The 19,257-nt window shown below is 64.0% G+C and carries 20 protein-coding genes; 14 read left to right on the top strand and 6 right to left on the bottom strand.

Annotated features, from left to right (window positions below; all coding sequences use genetic code 11):
• The 4 genes from ACLP9N_RS26020 to ACLP9N_RS26005 form a co-directional block, all read left to right on the top strand.
• The coding region (locus ACLP9N_RS26020; RefSeq protein WP_442410081.1) for an acyl-CoA dehydrogenase family protein at positions 1 to 480 on the top strand (480 nt) is incomplete at its 5' end.
• Complete coding sequence (locus tag ACLP9N_RS26015; protein WP_442410080.1) at positions 477 to 1,694, top strand: thiolase family protein; 1,218 nt, start codon at positions 477 to 479, stop codon at positions 1,692 to 1,694. The genes ACLP9N_RS26020 and ACLP9N_RS26015, both read left to right, overlap by 4 nt.
• Positions 1,691 to 2,632 (top strand): alpha/beta hydrolase, encoded by a 942-nt coding sequence (locus ACLP9N_RS26010; protein ID WP_442410079.1) that lies wholly within the window; start codon positions 1,691 to 1,693, stop codon positions 2,630 to 2,632. Before ACLP9N_RS26015 ends, ACLP9N_RS26010 begins: the two co-directional genes overlap by 4 nt.
• Positions 2,629 to 4,206: an aldehyde dehydrogenase family protein gene (locus ACLP9N_RS26005; RefSeq protein ID WP_442410078.1), complete on the top strand. Its 1,578-nt coding sequence runs from the start codon at positions 2,629 to 2,631 to the stop codon at positions 4,204 to 4,206. Before ACLP9N_RS26010 ends, ACLP9N_RS26005 begins: the two co-directional genes overlap by 4 nt.
• Here ACLP9N_RS26005 and ACLP9N_RS26000 read toward each other — a convergent pair.
• Positions 4,176 to 4,802, bottom strand: a complete 627-nt coding sequence (locus ACLP9N_RS26000; RefSeq protein ID WP_442410077.1) for a TetR/AcrR family transcriptional regulator — start codon at positions 4,800 to 4,802, stop codon at positions 4,176 to 4,178. The two genes, ACLP9N_RS26005 and ACLP9N_RS26000, sit on opposite strands and share 31 nt — an antisense overlap.
• A gap of 107 nt (positions 4,803 to 4,909) precedes the next feature.
• On the opposite strand from ACLP9N_RS26000, the gene ACLP9N_RS25995 reads away from it, so the two are divergent.
• The 6 genes from ACLP9N_RS25995 to ACLP9N_RS25970 all read left to right on the top strand — a co-directional run bounded on the left by ACLP9N_RS25995 (position 4,910) and on the right by ACLP9N_RS25970 (position 12,097).
• A complete protein-coding gene (locus tag ACLP9N_RS25995) occupies positions 4,910 to 6,007 on the top strand; it encodes a CaiB/BaiF CoA transferase family protein (protein ID WP_442410076.1) in 1,098 nt (365 codons plus the stop codon).
• A 213-nt stretch (positions 6,008 to 6,220) separates the two neighbouring features.
• The gene (locus ACLP9N_RS25990) at positions 6,221 to 7,210 is read left to right on the top strand and encodes an LLM class flavin-dependent oxidoreductase (RefSeq protein ID WP_442410075.1); all 990 of its coding nucleotides are present in this window, start codon (positions 6,221 to 6,223) and stop codon (positions 7,208 to 7,210) included.
• Between the two features lie 11 nt (positions 7,211 to 7,221).
• Positions 7,222 to 8,292: an NAD(P)H-dependent amine dehydrogenase family protein gene (locus ACLP9N_RS25985; protein WP_442410074.1), complete on the top strand. Its 1,071-nt coding sequence runs from the start codon at positions 7,222 to 7,224 to the stop codon at positions 8,290 to 8,292.
• A 69-nt stretch (positions 8,293 to 8,361) separates the two neighbouring features.
• Positions 8,362 to 9,354 carry an LLM class flavin-dependent oxidoreductase gene (locus ACLP9N_RS25980; RefSeq protein ID WP_442410073.1) on the top strand — a complete coding sequence of 331 codons (993 nt, stop codon included), beginning with the start codon at positions 8,362 to 8,364 and terminating at the stop codon, positions 9,352 to 9,354.
• A complete protein-coding gene (locus ACLP9N_RS25975) occupies positions 9,351 to 10,568 on the top strand; it encodes a cytochrome P450 (RefSeq protein ID WP_442410072.1) in 1,218 nt (405 codons plus the stop codon). The genes ACLP9N_RS25980 and ACLP9N_RS25975 overlap by 4 nt, the downstream gene beginning before the upstream one ends.
• Positions 10,569 to 10,912: 344 nt before the next feature.
• Positions 10,913 to 12,097 carry a hypothetical protein gene (locus ACLP9N_RS25970; RefSeq protein ID WP_442410082.1) on the top strand — a complete coding sequence of 395 codons (1,185 nt, stop codon included), beginning with the start codon at positions 10,913 to 10,915 and terminating at the stop codon, positions 12,095 to 12,097.
• Between the two features lie 61 nt (positions 12,098 to 12,158).
• Here ACLP9N_RS25970 and ACLP9N_RS25965 read toward each other — a convergent pair whose 3' ends face one another.
• The 4 genes from ACLP9N_RS25965 to ACLP9N_RS25950 form a co-directional block, all read right to left on the bottom strand.
• Positions 12,159 to 12,941, bottom strand: coding sequence for an SDR family oxidoreductase (locus ACLP9N_RS25965; protein ID WP_442410071.1), 783 nt, complete (start codon positions 12,939 to 12,941; stop codon positions 12,159 to 12,161).
• Between the two features lie 63 nt (positions 12,942 to 13,004).
• The gene (locus ACLP9N_RS25960) at positions 13,005 to 13,997 is read right to left on the bottom strand and encodes an alpha/beta fold hydrolase (RefSeq protein ID WP_442410070.1); all 993 of its coding nucleotides are present in this window, start codon (positions 13,995 to 13,997) and stop codon (positions 13,005 to 13,007) included.
• Positions 13,998 to 14,051: 54 nt separating this feature from the next.
• Positions 14,052 to 14,780 (bottom strand): hypothetical protein, encoded by a 729-nt coding sequence (locus tag ACLP9N_RS25955; RefSeq protein ID WP_442410069.1) that lies wholly within the window; start codon positions 14,778 to 14,780, stop codon positions 14,052 to 14,054.
• Complete coding sequence (locus tag ACLP9N_RS25950; RefSeq protein WP_442410068.1) at positions 14,777 to 14,968, bottom strand: hypothetical protein; 192 nt, start codon at positions 14,966 to 14,968, stop codon at positions 14,777 to 14,779. The genes ACLP9N_RS25955 and ACLP9N_RS25950 overlap by 4 nt, the downstream gene beginning before the upstream one ends.
• A 563-nt stretch (positions 14,969 to 15,531) precedes the next feature.
• Between ACLP9N_RS25950 and ACLP9N_RS25945 the strand changes: the two genes are divergently transcribed.
• Both ACLP9N_RS25945 and ACLP9N_RS25940 read left to right on the top strand, forming a co-directional pair.
• Entirely contained in the window at positions 15,532 to 15,969 is a 438-nt protein-coding gene (locus ACLP9N_RS25945; protein ID WP_442410067.1) for a TetR/AcrR family transcriptional regulator C-terminal domain-containing protein, read from the top strand.
• A 33-nt stretch (positions 15,970 to 16,002) separates the two neighbouring features.
• Positions 16,003 to 16,872, top strand: coding sequence for a 5'-methylthioadenosine/S-adenosylhomocysteine nucleosidase family protein (locus ACLP9N_RS25940; protein WP_442410066.1), 870 nt, complete (start codon positions 16,003 to 16,005; stop codon positions 16,870 to 16,872).
• 58 nt (positions 16,873 to 16,930) lie between these two features.
• Here ACLP9N_RS25940 and ACLP9N_RS25935 read toward each other — a convergent pair whose 3' ends face one another.
• Positions 16,931 to 17,785 carry a sulfurtransferase gene (locus tag ACLP9N_RS25935; protein ID WP_442410065.1) on the bottom strand — a complete coding sequence of 285 codons (855 nt, stop codon included), beginning with the start codon at positions 17,783 to 17,785 and terminating at the stop codon, positions 16,931 to 16,933.
• A gap of 300 nt (positions 17,786 to 18,085) precedes the next feature.
• Between ACLP9N_RS25935 and ACLP9N_RS25930 the strand changes: the two genes are divergently transcribed.
• Positions 18,086 to 18,562, top strand: coding sequence for a hypothetical protein (locus ACLP9N_RS25930; RefSeq protein ID WP_442410064.1), 477 nt, complete (start codon positions 18,086 to 18,088; stop codon positions 18,560 to 18,562).
• Positions 18,546 to 19,250 (top strand): TetR/AcrR family transcriptional regulator, encoded by a 705-nt coding sequence (locus ACLP9N_RS25925; RefSeq protein ID WP_442410063.1) that lies wholly within the window; start codon positions 18,546 to 18,548, stop codon positions 19,248 to 19,250. The genes ACLP9N_RS25930 and ACLP9N_RS25925 overlap by 17 nt, the downstream gene beginning before the upstream one ends.
• Positions 19,251 to 19,257 lie beyond the last annotated feature (7 nt).

The raw sequence follows: 19,257 nt of genomic DNA, 5'->3' as shown, positions 1-19,257 counted from the left end.
GAGATCGGACGCGGATTCGCGATGGTGATGCACGAATTCGATTTGAGCCGAACACTGATCGCGCTGATGAACATCGGCACCGCACAACGCGCGCTCGACATGGCGATCGAATACTCCAAACAGCGTGAGACGTTCGGCCGGCCAATAGCAGCCAATCAGGGTGTGTCGTTCGTGATCGCCGAACACAGCACCTACGTTTCGGCGGTACGGGCGCTGGGCTATCACGCCCTGGGACTGCGGATGGCGGGACAGCCGCACACGAGTGAGGCCGCGATGCTCAAGTGGTGGGGACCGTTGGTCGCGCACAACGCGATCCGCGACTGCATCGTGCTGCACGGCCAAGTCGGCTGGTCCGATGAGATGCCATTGCAGGCAATGCTGCGCGATGTCTCGGGGTGCATGATCGGCGACGGCACACCGCAAATTCAGAAGCTCGTGATCGCGCGCGAGCTCATCGGCAAGGAGGTGCTGGCGCGATGACCAATGACGAAGCTTCGCTGCGCACCGTCGTGGTGGCCGGGGTTGGAATGACCGCATTCGGCAAGTTTCTCGAGCGCAGCATCAAATCGCTTGTCGCCGAATCGGTTCAGGCCGCCATCAAGGATTCGGAGATGGGCGACTCGGACAAGGGCATCGACACGATCTACTACGCGAACACCGCGTCCGGGATCCTGCAGGGCCAGCACTCCGTGCGCGGACAGCATGCCATGCGCGAGGCAGGGCTCAACGGCATTCCCCTGATCAACATCGAAAACGCCTGTGCCTCTGGGTCGACGGCACTCAATCAGGCGTGGCTCGCGGTCGCGTCGGGCTACGTCGATGTCGCGTTGGCGGTGGGTGCCGAGAAGCTCTATCACCCCGACAAGCAGCTGACTTTCGCCGCCATGGGCAGCGCGCTGGATCAGGATCGGCTCGCAGAGATCTTCGCCGAAATCGGCGTCAGCGGCGGGGACCAATCGGTCTTCATGGATGTCTACGCAAAAGCAGCCACCGACTACATGGACCGCACCGGCGCGACCCAGGAGGACTTCGCTCGCGTTGCGGTCAAGAACCACGACCACGGTGCGCTTAATCCCAAGGCGCAGTACCGAACCCGTTTCACCCTCGAGCAGGTGCTGGCTGCACGCACGATCTCCGGTCCGCTGACCCTGCCGATGTGTTCGCCCATCGGCGACGGCTCTGCTGCGGTCATCGTGACCACGCCGGACATCGCGGCGCACTGGGGCGCCGAGCCGATCACGGTGCTCGCCACCATGACCGGCGCGTCGAAACCCGGCGTCGGCGGGCAGCTTGTCGCAGGTGTGGCGAAGCGTGCGTTCGACTGGGCCGGCATCGACCCGGCCGAGGTGGACGTGCTGGAATGCCACGACGCCACGTCGCCGGCCGAGTTGATCGTGCTCGAAGAACTCGGGCTGGCCAATCCCGGCGGGGCCGTGGACATGATTCGCAAGGGCGACACCAGCATTGGGGGCAGGCTGCCGGTCAACCCCAGCGGTGGCTTGGAAAGCAAAGGACACCCGATCGGGGCAAGCGGTCTCGCGCAGATCGTTGAGCTCACCGAGCAACTTCGCGGCCGTTGTGGCGAGCGTCAGGTCGACCGCGCACGGATCGCCTTGGCAGAAAATGCGGGAGGCTACATGGGACCCGACGCGGCAGTGGCGACCGTGACCATCCTCGGCGCGGCGTCTAGATGAGCGGGCACCGGGGAAGCGTCGCCCTGCGCCTCGTCAATCCGGTGGTCCGTGCGGCGTCTCAATCGGCGTTTCGCCGATACCACGAAGACCTCGACGGGATGCGCGCGTTCTTCGACCGGGCCGGTGTGGCAGCGGGCCTTCTCGCCCGGCCCGCACCGGGATGCCGGATCGTCGATGGGGAATTGGGCGGCCTGACCACGCGCGAATTCCACCCTGCTCGCACAAAGCACGGGCGCACCGTGCTGTATCTGCATGGTGGTGGATTCCTGATGTACCCCCGCAGCCTCTACACCGGATTCCTCTCGCGGCTGGCGAATGACCTGCAGACCCGCGTCGTGGTTCCGGCTTACCGGTTGGCTCCCGAGCACCCGTTTCCGGCGGCCATCGACGATTGTCTGCGCGCCTATGAGGCATTACTCGACGCCGGGCAGGAGCCCGGTCAGTTGATGATCGCGGGCGACTCGGCCGGCGCCAACGCTGCCCTCGTCACGTTGCAGCGGGCCCGCGACGCCGCCCTCCCGATGCCTGCGGGCGCGGTCATGATCAGCGGCGGCTTCGACTTCTCCTGGTCCAGCCCTTCGATCAGCATCAATGCGGGCTGCGACACCGCACTGGGCGCGCGTGGGCTGGCTTTCCTGAAGCGGTGGTACCGACCGGATGTCGATGCGACAGACCCCCTGATATCTCCGGTGTTCGGTGACTTCGCGGGCCTGCCACCGCTGCTGTTCCAGACCGGGCACACCGAGGTGTTGCGTGACGATTCGGTGCGGGCGACCGAGCGCGCGCGAGCGGCCGGAGTACCGGTATGGCTCGAGGTCTTCCCAGAGGTTCCGCACGCCTGGCATCAGCTCGGGACGTGGCTTCCCGAGACACGCGACGCGCTGCAGCAAATCGGGCAGTTCGCCAACGCCATCCACCAACCGAGGAGCACCTCGTGAGTATCGATCGGCTGTCGACCTCGGGTACCGAGGTAATCGACGTGCGCAACCCCGCGACGGGTGAGCTCATCGGAAGTGTTGCCGCGCAATCCGCTGAGGCGGTCGCCGCGGTCGTGGACGAACTGCGAACCCATCAATCGTCCTGGGAGGCGCTGGGCCCCGAGGCGCGCGCAGTCTGGTTGCGAAAGCTGCGGAACTGGTTGCTGGACAACGAATCCCGACTCGTCGATATAGTGGCCGCCGAGACCGGTAAGCCTCGAGTCGAGGCGGCATTCGAAATCATGGTCACCTGCGACGCGATCAACTACTACGCCGACCGGGCACCCAAGTACCTCGCGGAAAAAAAGTTCAGACCGCACGGTCCCCTCACTGCCACCAAGAAGCTCACCAGGGTGTACCGCCCGTATCCGGTCGTCGGCGTGATCACGCCCTGGAACTTCCCGTTACTCATTCCGGGTGTCGACGCCGTCGCGGCACTACTGGCCGGGGCGGCCGTACTCATCAAGCCCTCGGAGGTCACTCCGTTGTCCGCGCGGGAACTCGCCCGCGGCTGGGAACAGATCGGTGCACCGCCGGTGTTCGCGTGTGTCACCGGTCTGGGCGCGACGGGTGCAGCCGTGGTGGACTCCGTGGACATGGTGCAGTTCACCGGTTCCACCAAGACTGGACGGGCCATCGCCGCGCGGGCGGCCGAACGATTGATTCCCTGCGGCGTCGAACTGGGCGGCAAGGACCCGGCCATCGTCCTGGCCGACGCCGATCTTTCGCGCGCCGCCAACGGCATCGCGTGGGGGGCACTGTTCAACTCGGGTCAGGCCTGCATCTCAGTGGAGCGGGTGTACGTCGAGGCGCCGGTCTATGACCGTTTTGTCGCGCTGCTCACCGAACGGGTGCGGTCGATCAGGCAGGGGGTCGACAACGGTTCGTATTCAGCCGATGTCGGCGCTTTGGTCACCAAGCAGCAGGTTGAGATCGTGCGGAGCCATGTCCGGGATGCCGTGGCCCAAGGGGCCACGATCGCGACCGGCGGAAAGATGGCCGGCAACGGCGGGTTCTTCGAGCCCACTATTCTTCTCGACGTCGATCATTCGATGGCCTGCATGCGCGACGAGACTTTCGGCCCGACGATCCCGGTGATGAAGGTCGCCGACGAAGAAGAGGCGATCCGGTTGGCCAACGACTCCCAGTACGGGCTGTCGGCGACGGTGTGGACCAAGGACATCGGCCACGGACGCGAGATCGCACACCGGCTCGAGGTTGGCGCCGTGAACATCAACGACGCCTACTCGAACTTGTTCTGCTTTCCCCTGCCACATGGCGGCTGGAAGAGCTCAGGCCTCGGGTCCCGGCTGGGCGGCCCGCAGGGTATCCGGAAGTACTGCCGTCAGCAGGCCATCACCACGCCACGCGTGCCGAGGATGGAGAACCAATTGCTGTGGTACCCCTACTCGCGCCGGCGAGGCCGCACCGTTGGCGCTTTGCTGCGCCTGTTCGTGGCCCGTGATGTTCGGCGGCGATTAGGCCGGGCCGACCGAACCCGCGGTCACTTGTCGGTTGTCGCCGGGCCGAAGTAGAGGTCGGGAATCCGCCGCCACGCTTCGAGCAGGCGCTTCTCCTCCGCGCTGCCATGGCCCGGTTTGCTGGCCGCAGCTCCCAGCATCGAATTGATCACCACTATGCAGAATTCGGAGAATCGTTTGTGGCCGGCGCGCTGCTCGCCGAGCAGCGCCTTGCACAGGTCGAGGTTCGCGCGCGCGAACTCGCGTTCCAGGGGTTTGAGGTAGTCGCGCATGTCGGGATCGTGTCGGGCAGCAATGAGCAGCTCGAGGGAGGCTCCACCTAAGGGGCCCGAGATGACCTGCCAAAGCAGCGATGCCCAGTCCTCGCCGTCGAGTGTCTCGGCTGCACGCAGCCGCACCGCACCGACTTTCGTGGCATACAAATGGCGTGCCGCCGCGCTGATGAGCTCGCCCCGGGACCCGAAATAGTGCAACAGGACCCCGCGAGAAACGCCGGCTTGCTTTTGCACCTCGAGCGTGGTGGTTGCCGCGTAGCCGCGCTCGATCAGGATCGAAACCGTGGCGTCAAGCAGCTTTCGTTCCGCGGCCTGACGACGCTCGCGCTGACTGATCCGGACGGGCGGGGCAGCGGTCGAACTCCTAGCAGTCAAGGTGAACTCCTCAAAGTTGTGCTGCAAATTGACACAGTACAGAAACTAGCGCTACCTTCAATACTAGTCAATATTGACTAGTATTGAAGCGCTGAGTGGAGACGGACATGACGACTGGTCCTTTGTCCGGTGTGAAGGTTCTCGAAATAGCCGTGATCGGACCGGGGCCCTTCTGCGGAATGCTGCTCGCGGATCTGGGCGCCGACGTGGTGCGTGTCGATCGCCCCGGTGGCGGGGGCATGCAACTCGTGCCGTGGGCCGAGGACCTGCTCAACCGCGGAAAACGCTCGATCGCCGTCGATCTCGCGAAACCCGGCGGCGCCGACACGGTGCTGTCACTGGTCGAGCATGCCGACATCCTGTTCGAGGGTTTCCGTCCCGGGGTGGTCGAACGTCTCGGGATCGGACCCGAACCATGCCTGCGGCGGCGACCCCAATTAATCTACGGACGCATGACCGGATGGGGTCAGGACGGCCCGATCGCGCATACCGCCGGACACGACATCACCTACATCGCACCCACCGGAGCGCTGCACGCGATCGGGCAAGCCGGTGGCCCCCCGCAGATCCCGCTCAACCTCGTCGGCGACTTCGCCGGCGGAAGCATGTACCTGCTGGTGGGCATGCTGGCTGCCCTCGACGAGGCCCGACGAAGCGGCCGTGGCCAGGTGGTCGACGCGGCGATCGTCGATGGCACCGCCCATCTGATGACCATGATCTACAGCTGCTATGCGGGGGGAGTCTGGTCCGATGAACGCGGCACCAACCTCGGCGATGGCGGTTCGCCGTTCTACGGCGTCTATCAGACCTCGGACGCAAAGTTCATGGCCGTCGGCGCGCTCGAACCGCAGTTCTATGCCGAGTTCCTGCGACTTCTCGAACTACCGTCGGACCCCAATGCGCAATTCGACCGCGACGCTTGGCCGCAGCTGCGAGCCATGATCGGCGCCGCGTTCGCCGCGCGCACGCAACGGGACTGGGCAAAGATATTCAGCGACAGCGACGCCTGCGTGGCACCCGTGCTCGGCATGTCTGATGCGCCCGGCCACCCGCAATTGGCAGCCCGCAAAACTTTTTTCGTCGGCAATGGCATAACCCAACCATCCCCGGCTCCCCGGTTCTCGCGCACGCCGGCGGTGGTGGACAGCCCGCCCTGCGTGCCCGGCCAACACACCGACGAGGTGCTCGCAGACTGGCTGAACTGAGCATTGATCTGCAGCGGCCCTGTCGTGAAATAAAACCGTCATTATTGACTATTTCTGGAGCGGAGCATCTTCAATTGGGCATTTCCAAGGCCCGTATCAGCCGGCAGTCGAGAACGCGGGGAGTGGCCGGAAACAGGTCAAGGACTGGCTATGCAGAACAAATGTTAGGTTAGCCCCCATGGACGTGTCGATAGCCCGTCGGCAGCGACGCTGATGTTCACCCTCAGGTTCGACATGCGGGCGCCCGATTGGGCCGGGCCGGCCGCCGACCTCTACGGCGCGGCCATCGACATGTGCGCGTGGGCGGAGACGCGAGGTGCGCCGCTCGCTGTGCTGTCGGAGCATCACGGCGCCGACGACGGCCATCTGCCTGCGCCGCTGATGCTGGCCTCGGCGATCGCGGCTCGGACGCGCACTCTGGCAATACTGCTGGCCGCCGTGGCGATTCCGTTATGGGACCCCGTCCGGCTCGCCGAAGAGATGAGCGTCCTGGACCTGATCAGCAGGGGACGGGTGTGGTACGCGTTTGGTGTCGGACATCGGCGTCAGGAGTACGAGCACTTCGGCATCGACATGGCCACGCGCGGCCGGGTGGCCGACGAGATGTTGGCGGTGCTTGGCTCGTTGGTGCGTGGTGAGGTCGTCGAATATCGGGGCCGCCAGGTCCGCGTCACCCCGCCATGCGCGACGGAGGGTGGGCCCATGGTGTTGATCGCCGGCGGCAGCAAGGCCGCCGCTCGTCGCGCCGGCACCCACGGGTTCGGATTTGTCTCCCAGACCGCCTTGCCGGGCCTGAAGGAGTTCTACGAATCGCAGTGCCGCACCCACGGACACGAGCCCGGAATGATCCAGTTTCCCGTCGAGGGAGCTCCGACAACGGTTTTCGTCGCCAGCGACGCACCGGGGGCCGTCGATGAGGCATGGGACGTGCTGGGACCGCACTTGTTGCACGACGCGATCATGGCGGCGTCCTACCGGCCCCATGACGATTCGGTCGCGAGCATCAGCCGCGCCGACAGCGTCGCGGCGCTGCGCGAGGAGAGTGGCCCATATCGCATTCTCACGCCCGACGAGGCGACCGACTACATCCGCGGCGGACGCCTGCTGCCACTGCACCCGCTCTGCGGTGGCCTGGCACCAGAGGTGGCGTGGCCCTACCTGGAACGTGCCGTGGCCGCCGCCGCGCGGGCCCAAGACCAGTAAGGAGACTGCGTATGCGCACCCTGCGTACCGTCGTGTGGTCCACCGGGGGAGTCGGAAAGATCGCCATCGACGCCATCAGGCGCCGACCGGATCTGGAACTCGTTGGGGTATGGGTGAATTCACCCGACAAAGTCGGCAAGGACGCTGGCGAGTTGGCGGGTGGTGAGCCGTTGGGGGTGGCGGCCACCAATGACGCCGAGGCGCTCATTGCCCTCGCGCCCGACTGTGTGGTGTATGCCGCGAGCGGTCCCGAGCGGGACGCGGCCGCAGTGCCCGACTACGCGCGGCTGTTGGAGGCCGGGATCAACGTCGTGTCGACGTCGTCGACGAGCCTGGTGTACCCGCCGTCGTATTTCGCCCCCGACTGGCGCGATCAACTCGAGGCGGCGGCCAAGGCCGGGGGCGCGTCGTTCTACGTCTCGGGTATCTTTCCCGGCTTCGCCTCCGATCAGCTCGCGTTGCTCATGACGACCCAATCAAAGAACATCCGCAGCATCACGGCCAGCGAGGTCGCGCTCAACGATCACTACCCGGTGGCCGACGTGATGATGGACGGGATGGGCTTCGGACGCCCGCTGGAGTTCGAACCCATGCTCAAGACACCCGGCTTCATCGAGATGGCCTGGAAGGCACCGATTTACCTGATGGCAAGCGGACTCGGCGTCGAGGTGGAGGAGGTGCGCGGCACACTGGACCGTGAGCTGACCGATCGTCACATCAGCGTGGCATTCGGCACTATCGAGGCGGGCACCTGCGGGGCCGTGCGAACTCGGGCCGCGGGTGTGGTCAACGGCCGCGAGGCCATCGTGATCGAACACGTCATCCGGATGGCCCGCGATGTCGCACCCGACTGGCCGACCTCGGAGTGCGACGCGACGTACCGGGTCGACATCGAAGGCGATCCCGACGTTCACTGCGTGATGACGCTGGGGGAGGCCGCGGGCCAGGGCGCCGGGCACGCCGCCATGGTGTCCACGGCCATGCGGGTGGTCAACGCGATTCCCTACGTCATGGACGCGGCGCCGGGCCTGCTCAGTTCGCTGGACATCCCGACGACCCTGCCGCGGCACGTATTTGACTAAGCGTTGACGCAGATCTTGGAGCCCACGTAGCGTACGTCAGGTCAAACCTTAGGTTGTCTAGGAGTTGCCGTGTTCACGATGCGCTTCGACATGCGCGACCCGGCGTGGGGTGCTGCTCCGGCGGAGCTGTATGCCGCGGTGCCCGAGATGTGCGCATGGGCCGAGGATCACGGCGGCCTCGCCGCTGTTTTGTGTGAGCATCACGGCTCCGAGGACGGATATCTGCCGTCACCGCTGATGCTGGCTCCCGCCATCGCCGCGCGCACCCAACGTCTGGGCCTGAGCCTGATCCTGATTCTTCCCTTCTACGACCCGGTACGCCTCGCCGAAGACATGGCGGTCCTCGACATCATCAGCGGTGGGCGGGCGTCATACATCCTGGCCCTGGGGTACCGGCCCGACGAGTTCGAGCACTTCGGCTTGGCGGTGAGCGATCGTGGGCGGCTCGCCGACGAAAAGCTCGCGTTGCTGCGGCGGCTGCTCGCCGGTGAAACGGTGGTTCACGACGGGCGACGGATCACGGTGACACCGCGTCCGCTGACCGCCGGTGGACCCGGGTTGATGTGGGGTGGCGGAACGGTGGCGGCGGCGCGGCGGGCGGGCAGGTACGGCCTGGGGATGTTGGGAAACGCGAATGCGCCCGGCATGCGGGGGGCCTACGAGGCTGCCTGCGAAAAGCACGGGCACACGCCGGGCGCGACATTCTTTCCCGACCGCGATACCCCTTCGGTGTGCTTTGTCGCCGACGACATCGACGCGGCTTGGTCGGAGCTGGGCGAGCACCTACTGCACGACGTACAGGCCTACGCCGCCTGGAACCCGGGCGACGAGACAACGGCGGGTTTCTCACACGTGGCAAGCGTTGATGAGCTGCGCGACAAGCCCGCGTCGCACGTGATTATCTCGGTGTCCGAAGCGATCTCGTGGGTCCGCGCCGGAAAGGTGTTGAACCTCTCGCCCCTGTGCGGTGGGTTGCCGCCGAAAATCGCGTGGCCGTATCTCAAGCGCGTAGGTGAAGTCGTGCTACCCGAGGCTCTGTTAGAGAGGAAGGCGTCATTGTGACCGGAGCAGGCACGACGGAGGCTTACTACGACCCTTTCGATTTCGACATCGACGACGATCCGTACCCCATCTGGAAGAGGCTGCGCGACGAAGCCCCGCTGTATTACAACGAGAAGTACAAATTCTACGCGCTGAGCCGGTATGAAGACGTCGCCCCCGAGCTGACCAATTGGGAGGTCTACCGGTCGGGCCATGGCACCACCATGGACATCATCATGAGCAACATCGACTTCCCGCCCGGTGTGATCCTTTTCGAGGATCCGCCCATCCATGATCGCCATCGCCGCTTGCTCTCTAGGGTTTTCACGCCGCGCCGGATGGAGGCGATCGAGCCACTCACCCGGGATTTCTGTGTGGGCGCACTCGATCCGCTGATGGGCACGGGGCGGTTCGACTTCATCGAGAACATCGGCGCGATGGTCCCGATGCGCACGATCGGCTACCTCTTGGGCATCCCCGAAGAAAACCAGGAAGAGATCCGTGACCGCGGCGGTCGCCAAATCACGCTCAAGGAGGGCACATTCAGGCCGGTCCCCAAGGATTTTCTGGAGCACAGCCATGAGATGTTCGCCGACTACGTCGATTGGCGGGTAGAACATCCCTCCGACGATCTGATGACGCAGCTGCTCAACGCCGAGCTCGAGGATGAAGACGGGACCCGGCGGCTGACGCGGAGCGAGGTCCTGCTTTATGTCAGCATGATCGCCGGCGCCGGCAACGAGACCACGACGCGTCTGATCGGTTTCATGGGCCAACTGCTGGCCGAGCACCCCGATCAGCGCCGAGAGATCGTGGAGAACCCGTCGCTGATTCCTTTGGCGATCGAGGAGGTCTTGCGCTACGAAGCGCCCTCGCCGGTGCAGGCGCGCTACGTCGCGCGTGACGTCGAATGCCGCGGCACCATGATTTCCGAGGGCTCGATTATGTTGTTGCTCAACGGATCAGCCAACCGTGACGAGCGTAAGTATCCCGATGCCGATACCTTCGACATCCATCGCGGCGCCGCGCATCTCAGTTTCGGCCACGGGCTGCACTTCTGTTTGGGCTCGGCGCTGGCGCGCATGCAGGCGCGGGTGGTGTTGGAGGAGGTCATCAAGCGCTGGCCAGATTGGGAAGTCGACTACGCCAACGCCACCAAGGCCCACACCACCAGCGTGCGGGGCTGGTCAAAGCTGCCTGTCTTCACGGGGCTAGCCCGCCCGAACAAATATTAGGTTGCTGCGTCGGCGAGGAGCAGCACATCGCACGAGCGTGACGCTGGGCTCACGCTCGAACGCGAGCGTGACGCCAGCGTCACGTTCGAGACTGCGTGAATGCCCATGGACGACGGAAACGACGACACGGCAGCGTTTCAGCGTCAGCAAACATGTAAAGGTTAGTAGTGTGGCAAATGATTCCAGAGTGACTTCGGAGGAGTCATGCCGCGTTTGCCGGGTTTGCCGGGTTTGCTATTCGCGCCCGTTCTTGCATGCGGTCTTGTTGTCGTGTCGACCCCGAGCGCTCACGCTGGACCGGAATTGTGTCCGGTCAATCGCTACCTGGCTAGTACTACAACAATCTGACCCACACCGGGTTACCGGTGCTGATCAGGTGCGAGAGTGCCGTCGGCGGCGCATGGGGTAGCAAGGCGCCAGGCCTGGACGTGCGGGCCGGACATTTCTCGGCCGTTTATACGGGATCGATCGACTTTCCGCCAGCCGGCACTTACAACTGGAATGCAGACACCGGTGACGTTGGCGTGCAGGTGACTTTCGACGGCGCAGCGGTGATAGATCAGCCGCATCCGAGCTATGCCGACTATCTGGTTTCTGGCGCCGTAAACCAAGGACGCCACACCATTCAGGTGACCGTCATCAACTCATCAAGAGATGGCGAGGAAGACTTCTCCGTGTCGCCGGCGGGCACCGGCAGCGCAAGCCCGAACAGCAATTATTTCTCAGCGGACTCGTTTTTCAACCGCAGCATTCCCGCGCATCCAGCAGTTGATCCCCGGAGCTTGTTGTGGCTTGGTTTGATCTATGCCGACCGCAGGGTCAGCGGAATCGTGTTCAACTATGACGCGTGGACGGTTCCCATCTACAAGGCTCCCGCGGGCACGCCGACCGCATCAATTGCGCTGACTAACTCAAACACTCACATCACCATCCCCTACACAACGAACTACAGGCCGAGCCCGGATGCGGATGCCCACCTTGCCGTGATCGATACCACCAACGGATGTGATTACGAATTTGAGTCTTTCGATCCGGGCTCGATGTCGGCGCACGCCTCGGCCACCTACCACGCGGACACCGGGTCAGGCGGGCACGTATCCGATCAGCGCCACTCCGGCGGTGAATTGTCTTACATCGGCGGGACAATCACGCCCCAGGACGTCAGCGCCGGTGTCATAACGCACGCGCTACGCTATGCGCTCCCCGACAACACGTGGACCTTTACCTACCCCGGCACCAGATCCGATGGAACTACCCACGACGGCGTCCCCGAGGGGACGCTTATGCAACTGGACCCCAACCTGGATCTCAGCTTGTATAACCTAACGCCGTTTCAGCTCATGGTCGCCAAAGCACTGCAAACGTATGGCGCTTACGACGGAGACAGTGCGGGTGCCTTCGCGCTCTACGCGGAGAGCACCACTGACGGGGTCAACGTACAGCCAGCAATTCGCGACCCTTCCCAAGTCGCTCATTCTGGACCTTCGCTTTCTCGCGCCGCAGCATTCGTCAACCGCCATAAAGCTTGACGCGCACAACGACACTAGCTGCCAGCAGCCCCAATAGCGTCTGCGCGGCGGCCCAGCCCGGCTAGGTTACCCACTCCGGTTGTTGCGACGCGTCCACCGCGCTGAAGTCCTTGTGCCCCAACCCTGCCGTGGTGCCGCCGTCGACGACGAATTCCGAGCCCGTCGAGTAGCTCGAGTCGTCGCTGGCTAGATAGACCACCAGGTTGGACACCTCCTGCGGCTGTCCGATCCGGCCCAGCGCGCTCTGAAAGATGTCGTCGGGAACCCAGTCCGTCATCGGGGTCTTGATCAGCCCCGGGTGGATCGAATTGACTCGAATCCCGCTGGGCCCCAACTCCAACGCCGCGGACTTGGTCAACCCACGAACAGCGAACTTGGTCGCGGTGTAGCCGTGGGACGCGATGGTGCCGGCCATTCCCTCGATGGACGAGATGTTGATGATCGAGCCGCGGCCGGCTTCCTTCATGGGCTTCACCGCCGCCCGGATGCCGAGGAACACACCGGTCAGGTTGATGTCGAGAATCCGTTGCCACTCGGACAGTGCATAGTCCTCGATGGTCCCGACGTTGATGATCCCGGCGTTGTTGACCAGGACGTGCAGACCGCCGAATTCGCTGACCGCCGTCGCGACCGCGGACTCCCAGTCGTCGGGTTGGGTGACGTCGAGGTGGACGTAGCGGGCGCTGTCGCCGAGTTCCTCGGCGACCACCTCGCCCTCGTCGTCGAGGATGTCGCCAAACACCACTTTGGCGCCCGCGGCCACCATCGTGCGCACGTGCGATGCGCCCATGCCGCGCGCGCCGCCGCTGACCAGTACAACCTTGCCGGCCAACCGATCTGCCATACATTTCTCCCGTTCACTCGAATGATTTCGTCACCATACACATGCAGATGTCTGTATGGGCTGTTAGCGTGGTGCGCTTTGATCCACCAGCACCGCGCCGTCGGGTTGGTTCCCGAGTGTCTGCAGCGTGATGTCCTCGCCTTGAGCCGTGAGGCGAACGATCTGGGCCAGTTGTGCGGGGGCGTCGCATTGGACATAGTGGTCGGCGCCCGGCACCACCCAGTAGCGGTTACGGCCGGGCTTGAGCTTCAGATACGTCTGCCACACATAGTTAGGGACGCGCACCGGCGCGACGTTGTCATGCAGGCCCCAGACCACCGTGATGTTGACCTCGCTGCGGGAAAGCGCTTTAAGCCAACGGGTTTCATCGGCGGCACGCTCATTCAGATATTGGATGACGTCTGGCATCACGCGGACTCCGTCGTTGTGGGCAAAGCACTTCGCCAGCGCGGCGATCTCCGGGTCGGCCGGCGTTCGCCGCGGCATGAACGTGGTCATTCCCATGCCGGCCGCCAGGGTCTCCGGCGTCGTTGCTGCTGCCGTGGCTCGCGCCGTCGCGGGGTCGAGCAGCGCAGTTTGCCACACCGTGAGATTAGACAGCGGGAGGTAGATGTTGGCGTTGGTAAAGGTGACGTCGAGGGGCAGAGCCGGTGGATCTTCGGCGGCCAACATGTCCAGCGCGATCATGCCGACGCTGGTGCCGCGGTCGTGGGTGAGCATTCGGAATTCCGTCAGCTTCCACTCCGCAGTGATCGCGTGGACGAGCAGGCGCGCGTCGTCGTAGAGCGAATAGACGTAGGGCTCGGGCGGCTTGTCCGACAGTCCGTGGCCGGGGAAGTCCAGTAGGAACATGTCGAACTCTGAGCCCAGTTCACGCGTCAACGCGAAATAGTCGATGCTCGACGTCGGGAAGCCGTGCACCAGCACGAGCGCGGGGGCGCCGGGTGTGCCGCAGCGGCGGCTGAATACCGTGACTTCCTGTCCGTCGTTGGCTGGGGTTGACGACCGCCACCGAAGTTCGGTGCCGCCGCTTTGCCACTCCGCGAAGATGTCCAAGGTGCCAGCATCTCAGAGGTGAGCGCGGTTAGACAATGTTAGTCAATGGGTCGCTTATGGCCAGGCTTCCCAACTGATCATGGTCCGCAGCGGTCCGGCGAATACAGGTCGCACCGCTGCTGATCGCCAGCGCTCTTCAACGAGCGGCGCCACATTCTCGGTGGTGGCGAGGGGGTCGTCGTCGAGGTATACGACCGTGATGTAGTGGGGCTCGGTCTGCCATCCCTGCTGGGCGCGCCATGCGTTGGTCGTACCGAACGTCCACGCGCCGGCCGTGCCCGGGGTTGCGAGCAGCGCGGGATAGTGTTCGGCGTGCAGCCATTGCAGCCATTGGTTCGGGCGGCCGTCGACGGCTTCCTCGACGATCAGCAGAACTCCATGATGCGGCCGGAATGGCACCACCTCCGCGGAAATCAGTGCGCGCGGCGAGGATTGCCAGTCCAGCAGTCGTAGCCCGGAGACTTGCAGTGACGGTCGAGTGACCGGAAAGCGACCCTTTTCCCGCAGTGCACGCCCGAGTGTTACGAAGTCATCGAAGGTTTCTTCCACGGGATCGCCGACGAGGTAGTGGACGGCGTTGCCGAGCTGTTCCAGCGGTCCCCGGGCCGCAAGGCGATGGTCGACGTAGTCACCATCTGCGATCCAGCGCAATCCGTGCACGATGCCCGGTAGCTGGTATTGCTCCGGCATATGATCGAGCAGATGCCAACGCAGGTAACTGCCGTCATCGTCGGCGGGTGCCGAAGGCGTAAGGCTGAAAAAGCCTGCCTTAACCCGGTTCACGTGGGACCACCAATCACGAAGCAGCGGCCACCGCTGGTGCTCAGCAATACCTCTTGGACAGCGGACGCATCGATGGTCGCAAATTCGAAGCGATGCGCCTGCTGGCCGGCATCGATGCTGGCGTCCTGAGAGTCGTTGGTGCCGTCCTTCTTACGCACCAAAGCCATTATCTTGTCGGGTTTCGACATGTTCTGGGGCTCATGGAAATACCACACTTCGATCCCGGCGCCGGAGGAATTCGCGCGCCAGCCATCTGCGTAGTAACACGCCGGATTGCCCTCAGCGTCCGGCGGTGGTGGCGCACAATTCGATAAGCCGATGCACTGTGGCGTGCTGGTGGGTGCGGCCTGGGAAACGGCTGTGCTAATGGTCGCCGGTGATCTCGTCGTGCTCGGACCCGACGCTGGTGGCGGCGGCTGCGGCGATGCGCACGCCGCAGTACCAACGCATCCCACCGCGATGACGGCTATCAGTCGGATCGCCTTTGACATTGATGCCGATCTTAGCGGCCGGTTGGTTTGCCGCGGGCAGATATTGGCTACAGATTCGAACAGCGCTCGCATTGTTGCTGTCGAAGATCTGACCGGGAGTAACTCGTGGCCACCGAGAATAGACGTGTTGCACTGCCAGCCGGGATGAGACGTGTCTATGGCGAACTCGATCGCGCGCAGGTGTTGGCTGGGGTGCATAACCTGGCGCGACGCGTCGGTATACAGCGCGTGACAATGCGTGAACTCGCCACGAACTCGGCGTGGCCGTGCCGTCGGTCTACTACCACGTCCCGGGCAAGCAAGCGGCGCTGGACCTGCTGGCCGACTCCCTGCTGGCGGCGATCCCGGTTCCCGCGGCCGGCCCATGGGACGTCCGGCTCATCGAACTCTACTGCGCCGCACGCGAAGTGATTCTCCGGGTTCCCGGTGTCGCTGGCATGTTGCAGACCAGGAGACCTGGGGAAAGCGCACGCCGTCTCGACCGGCTCAGCCGTTCACTTCTCGCCGAAGCCGGACTCGCCAAAGCCCCTGCGGCCGCGGCCCATACGGTGTTGTACACGTACATGTTGGGCTTGGTATCCGTGGAGGAATCGCGCTCGGTAACCCCGGCTGGGCGCGACACTTGGCAAGCCGCGGCACGCTTTCGCAGCGGCCTCGACGTGATCATCGCTGGCATTCGGGCATCCGCGGTATGGTGATGAACGGCTGCGTCGGTTGGCCCCGCGGGAGACGTGACCTTGAGTTCATGTGAACAGCGCATCTTGGTGTTGTCGGCCTTTCCGGCCGAATGTGACGCGGTGTTGTCGCACACCACGCTTGACTCCAACCCGGTGGTTGTCGCCGACCGCAGGCATTTTTACCTGGGCACGATCAGCGGCAAGAAGGTGATCGTCGCGATGACCGGTATCGGTCTGGTGAACGCAACCAATACCACCGAGACTGCGTTCGCCCGTTTCACCCGCGGGTCCTCCATCTCCATTGGCGCGGTGGTGTTCTCGGGGGTTGCGGGTGGTGGCTCGCGGCCCAAGATCGGGGATGTGGCCATACCTGCCCAATGGACTCTGGACGACGGAACAACATTTCACCCGGTCGACCCCGCGATGCTGGCCACGGCGCAGACGCTTTCTATCGCATTGGAAAACAGTCTCCGGTTGCATAACCTTGGACGCCAACCACAACTGGTCGTCGGTGGTGATGGTTCCAGCAGCGACAACAACAACGGCACGGCATTCCCGTCTATCCCGAACGGGGGAAAAGTTTTTGGCTGCCAGCCCCGCAGCGCGCCCAATCGCTCCTTTTTCCACACGGGCAACTTCTTTCAGGCGGCAGGGCCCTGGCTGGTCAGGGGCCTGATCGGCAACCTCCGCATCGCACAGCAGAACCCGGCGTTCGACGCAACGGACATGGATACGGCCGCGGCGCAGGCCGTCGCCGATGCGCACGGCGTCCCATTCCTTGGCATCCGCGGCATTTCGGACGGACGAGGTGACCCGCTGCACCTGCCGGGCTTTCCGTTTTCGTTCTTCTACTACAAGCGGATCGCGGCGGACAATGCCGCTCGAACGGTTGCGGCCTTCCTGCAGAGCTGGGCCGGCATCTGACTGCGCGCGTACTCGGCGGAGCAGAAGGCGAGGGATATGGCGACACAACGACTAATCCCTATTCGGAACCGCGCCCAACGGGGCGGTTCGGATCCGAACTCCACTCAGACCATGAGCCCGGAAAAAGCGCTGTCTCGCGGCCCAGCGCGGCGAGCGCCGCGACCGTGACGCTCGCGCTGACACCCGAGCCGCAATAAGCGCCCACGCTGTCGCGGGGATCGATGCCGTGATCTTTCAACAACCGGGCGAGCGCACCGTCACCGAGAAACGTGCCGTCGTCGGCCAAGAAGGCCGTGCTGGGAAGGTTTTTGGCGCCGGGGATGTGTCCGGCAACCGGGTCGACGGGCTCGACGTCGCCGCGGAAGCGTTCCGGTGCGCGCGCATCGAGCAGCGTCACGCTTCCCGCCCCGGATTGCTGAGCCGTCAACGTCGGTCGGCTTCCGGCATACAAATCATCATGCAGCACAGTCACATTCCCCGGTTGCGGGATGACCGGTCCGGCCTCCAGGCTTCCTCCATACGACCGCCACGCGGACAGGCCGCCATCCAGAATGCGGACATTCGCCAACCCGGCTGAGGTGAGCACCCACCACGCTCGCGCGGAGCCGGCTCGATTCCAGTCGTCGTACACCACCACCAAGCCGTCCTGCCGAATTCCCCACCGGCGTGCGGCCGCCTGCAGGCTGTGTCCCGACGGCAACGGGTGACGGCCTCTGCCGGCGATCGTGTGGTCGCTGAGCTCCTCCTCGAGTGACACATACACCGCGCCCGGTAGGTGGCCCTGCAGGTAGGTCGCTCGCCCATCCGGTTCATCGAGCCGCCAACGCACATCCAGAATGGTGACCGGATCGCCTGCCTGGATAACGCTGGCCAACTCTATGGCGGTGATCAGTACTTGGCCGCGTGTTTGCACACCAACGAGCCTATCTACGGCCGAATGCGCCTCCTAACACCCCGTATCGCTTGACGAAAAGTCAAGCTGAACCGGGGATCACCATCGACCTTGATGCGGGTGAGCCGCCGCGTGGCGCTACAGGCAGCGAGCCCAAACTGCGAGTCAAGGGGACCAAAGCGTGGCACGACGGCTCTAGGCTTCCACGGGCTAGGCGGGGCTTGGACACTCACGCGCGAGACGCGAGGCCACACCGACTGTCGGTCTGGTATACCAACCACTGGTCGGTATAGAATTTCTGGCGACGCTGGAGGTAGAGCAATGAGCACATCAGAGCAGTCGCAGATCCGCACACGCATGTTCGCCCGCGCGTTGGGCCCGTTCTTCACGATCGTGCCTACCACGGTTGCGGTGCGCGGTTCGTACATGCGAACACTATTTACGGAATTTCAGGCAAACCCCATGTGGCCATGGCTATTTGGCGCCATATTGTTGATGTTCGGCGTGATCATCATCGCGTTTCACCAGTACTGGCGCAGCCCCGCGGCGATCATCGTGTCTGTCGTGGGCTGGTTTCTCGCGATACGTGGGGTGTTACTGCTGACCGTTCCCCGGGCCTACGATGCCGCCGGCAACGCCGTCTACAGCTCGGGTGCGACTGCAGCGATATGGGTCGTGTTCATCTGCCTAGCTTCCGCAGGGCTGTACCTGACGTACGTCGGCTGGAAGCCGGAACGGTCGACGCCAAAAGCCGTGGCGAGCCCAGCCCAGGATCGGCCGCATGCCGCGGGTAATTAAGCATCCCGACATCCGCAGAGCAGAGCTGCTCGATCGGGCGTCGGGGCTATTTCTGCGGCACGGATATGACAATGTCAGCCTGAATGATCTGATAGCCGACGCCGGAGTCTCCAAAGGTGCCTTCTACCACTGGTTCCCGTCCAAAGACGCGCTGATAGCGGCGTTGGCCGAGCGCAGCGCCCGGGAAGCATTCGCCGGTGTCGACGATGCCGTCGCCGCGTGCGGTGGTGACGCGCTAGCTCGGCTCAATGCGGCGTTGCAGGCGGGTTTTGACGTCAACATGAAGATGGGCGGACCGGAGCAGCTGGCCGCGATGGTGTCGTTGCTGCGGCCCGACAACGCCCATCTGTACGGACGAATCCTCACCGTCGAAGAAGAGCTTTTCCTGCCTCTGCTAACGCGGCTGATATCGGACGGGGTCGCAGACGGCATCTTCGATACGTTCGACCCCGAAGGCGTCGCTGACATGATTTATGGTCTTGCCGCGCGAACGAACTCGAGCATCTTGGATGTGTTGCAAGCTGCCGACGAGTCTGCCCGGGAGCGGGCAATCGACCGTCTGACAACGAGATTCAGACTCCACGGATTTGCCATCGACCGCATCCTCGGACTACCGGACGGAAGCATCACCACACTCAAGCGCGACCGGGTCGAAGCTATGGTCGCAGCACTGCCGCGAAACTACTAATAATGCG

The organism is Mycobacterium sp., assembly GCF_052144515.1.
In the GTDB taxonomy this organism is placed as follows: domain Bacteria; phylum Actinomycetota; class Actinomycetes; order Mycobacteriales; family Mycobacteriaceae; genus Mycobacterium.
The sequence above is the reverse complement of the archived record's forward strand: the minus strand, read 5'-3'. Positions and strand labels throughout refer to the sequence as shown.

Bases quoted from the DNA above. Each gene is read 5' to 3' on its own strand.
- ACLP9N_RS26015 (WP_442410080.1), top strand. From the start codon at position 477: ATGACCAATGACGAAGCTTCGCTGCGCACCGTCGTGGTGGCCGGGGTT.
- ACLP9N_RS26010 (WP_442410079.1), top strand. From the start codon at position 1,691: ATGAGCGGGCACCGGGGAAGCGTCGCCCTGCGCCTCGTCAATCCGGTG.
- ACLP9N_RS25995 (WP_442410076.1), top strand. From the start codon at position 4,910: ATGACGACTGGTCCTTTGTCCGGTGTGAAGGTTCTCGAAATAGCCGTG.
- ACLP9N_RS25990 (WP_442410075.1), top strand. From the start codon at position 6,221: ATGTTCACCCTCAGGTTCGACATGCGGGCGCCCGATTGGGCCGGGCCG.
- ACLP9N_RS25985 (WP_442410074.1), top strand. From the start codon at position 7,222: ATGCGCACCCTGCGTACCGTCGTGTGGTCCACCGGGGGAGTCGGAAAG.
- ACLP9N_RS25965 (WP_442410071.1), bottom strand. From the start codon at position 12,941: ATGGCAGATCGGTTGGCCGGCAAGGTTGTACTGGTCAGCGGCGGCGCG.
- ACLP9N_RS25950 (WP_442410068.1), bottom strand. From the start codon at position 14,968: ATGTCGAAACCCGACAAGATAATGGCTTTGGTGCGTAAGAAGGACGGC.
- ACLP9N_RS25930 (WP_442410064.1), top strand. From the start codon at position 18,086: ATGAGCACATCAGAGCAGTCGCAGATCCGCACACGCATGTTCGCCCGC.
- ACLP9N_RS25925 (WP_442410063.1), top strand. From the start codon at position 18,546: ATGCCGCGGGTAATTAAGCATCCCGACATCCGCAGAGCAGAGCTGCTC.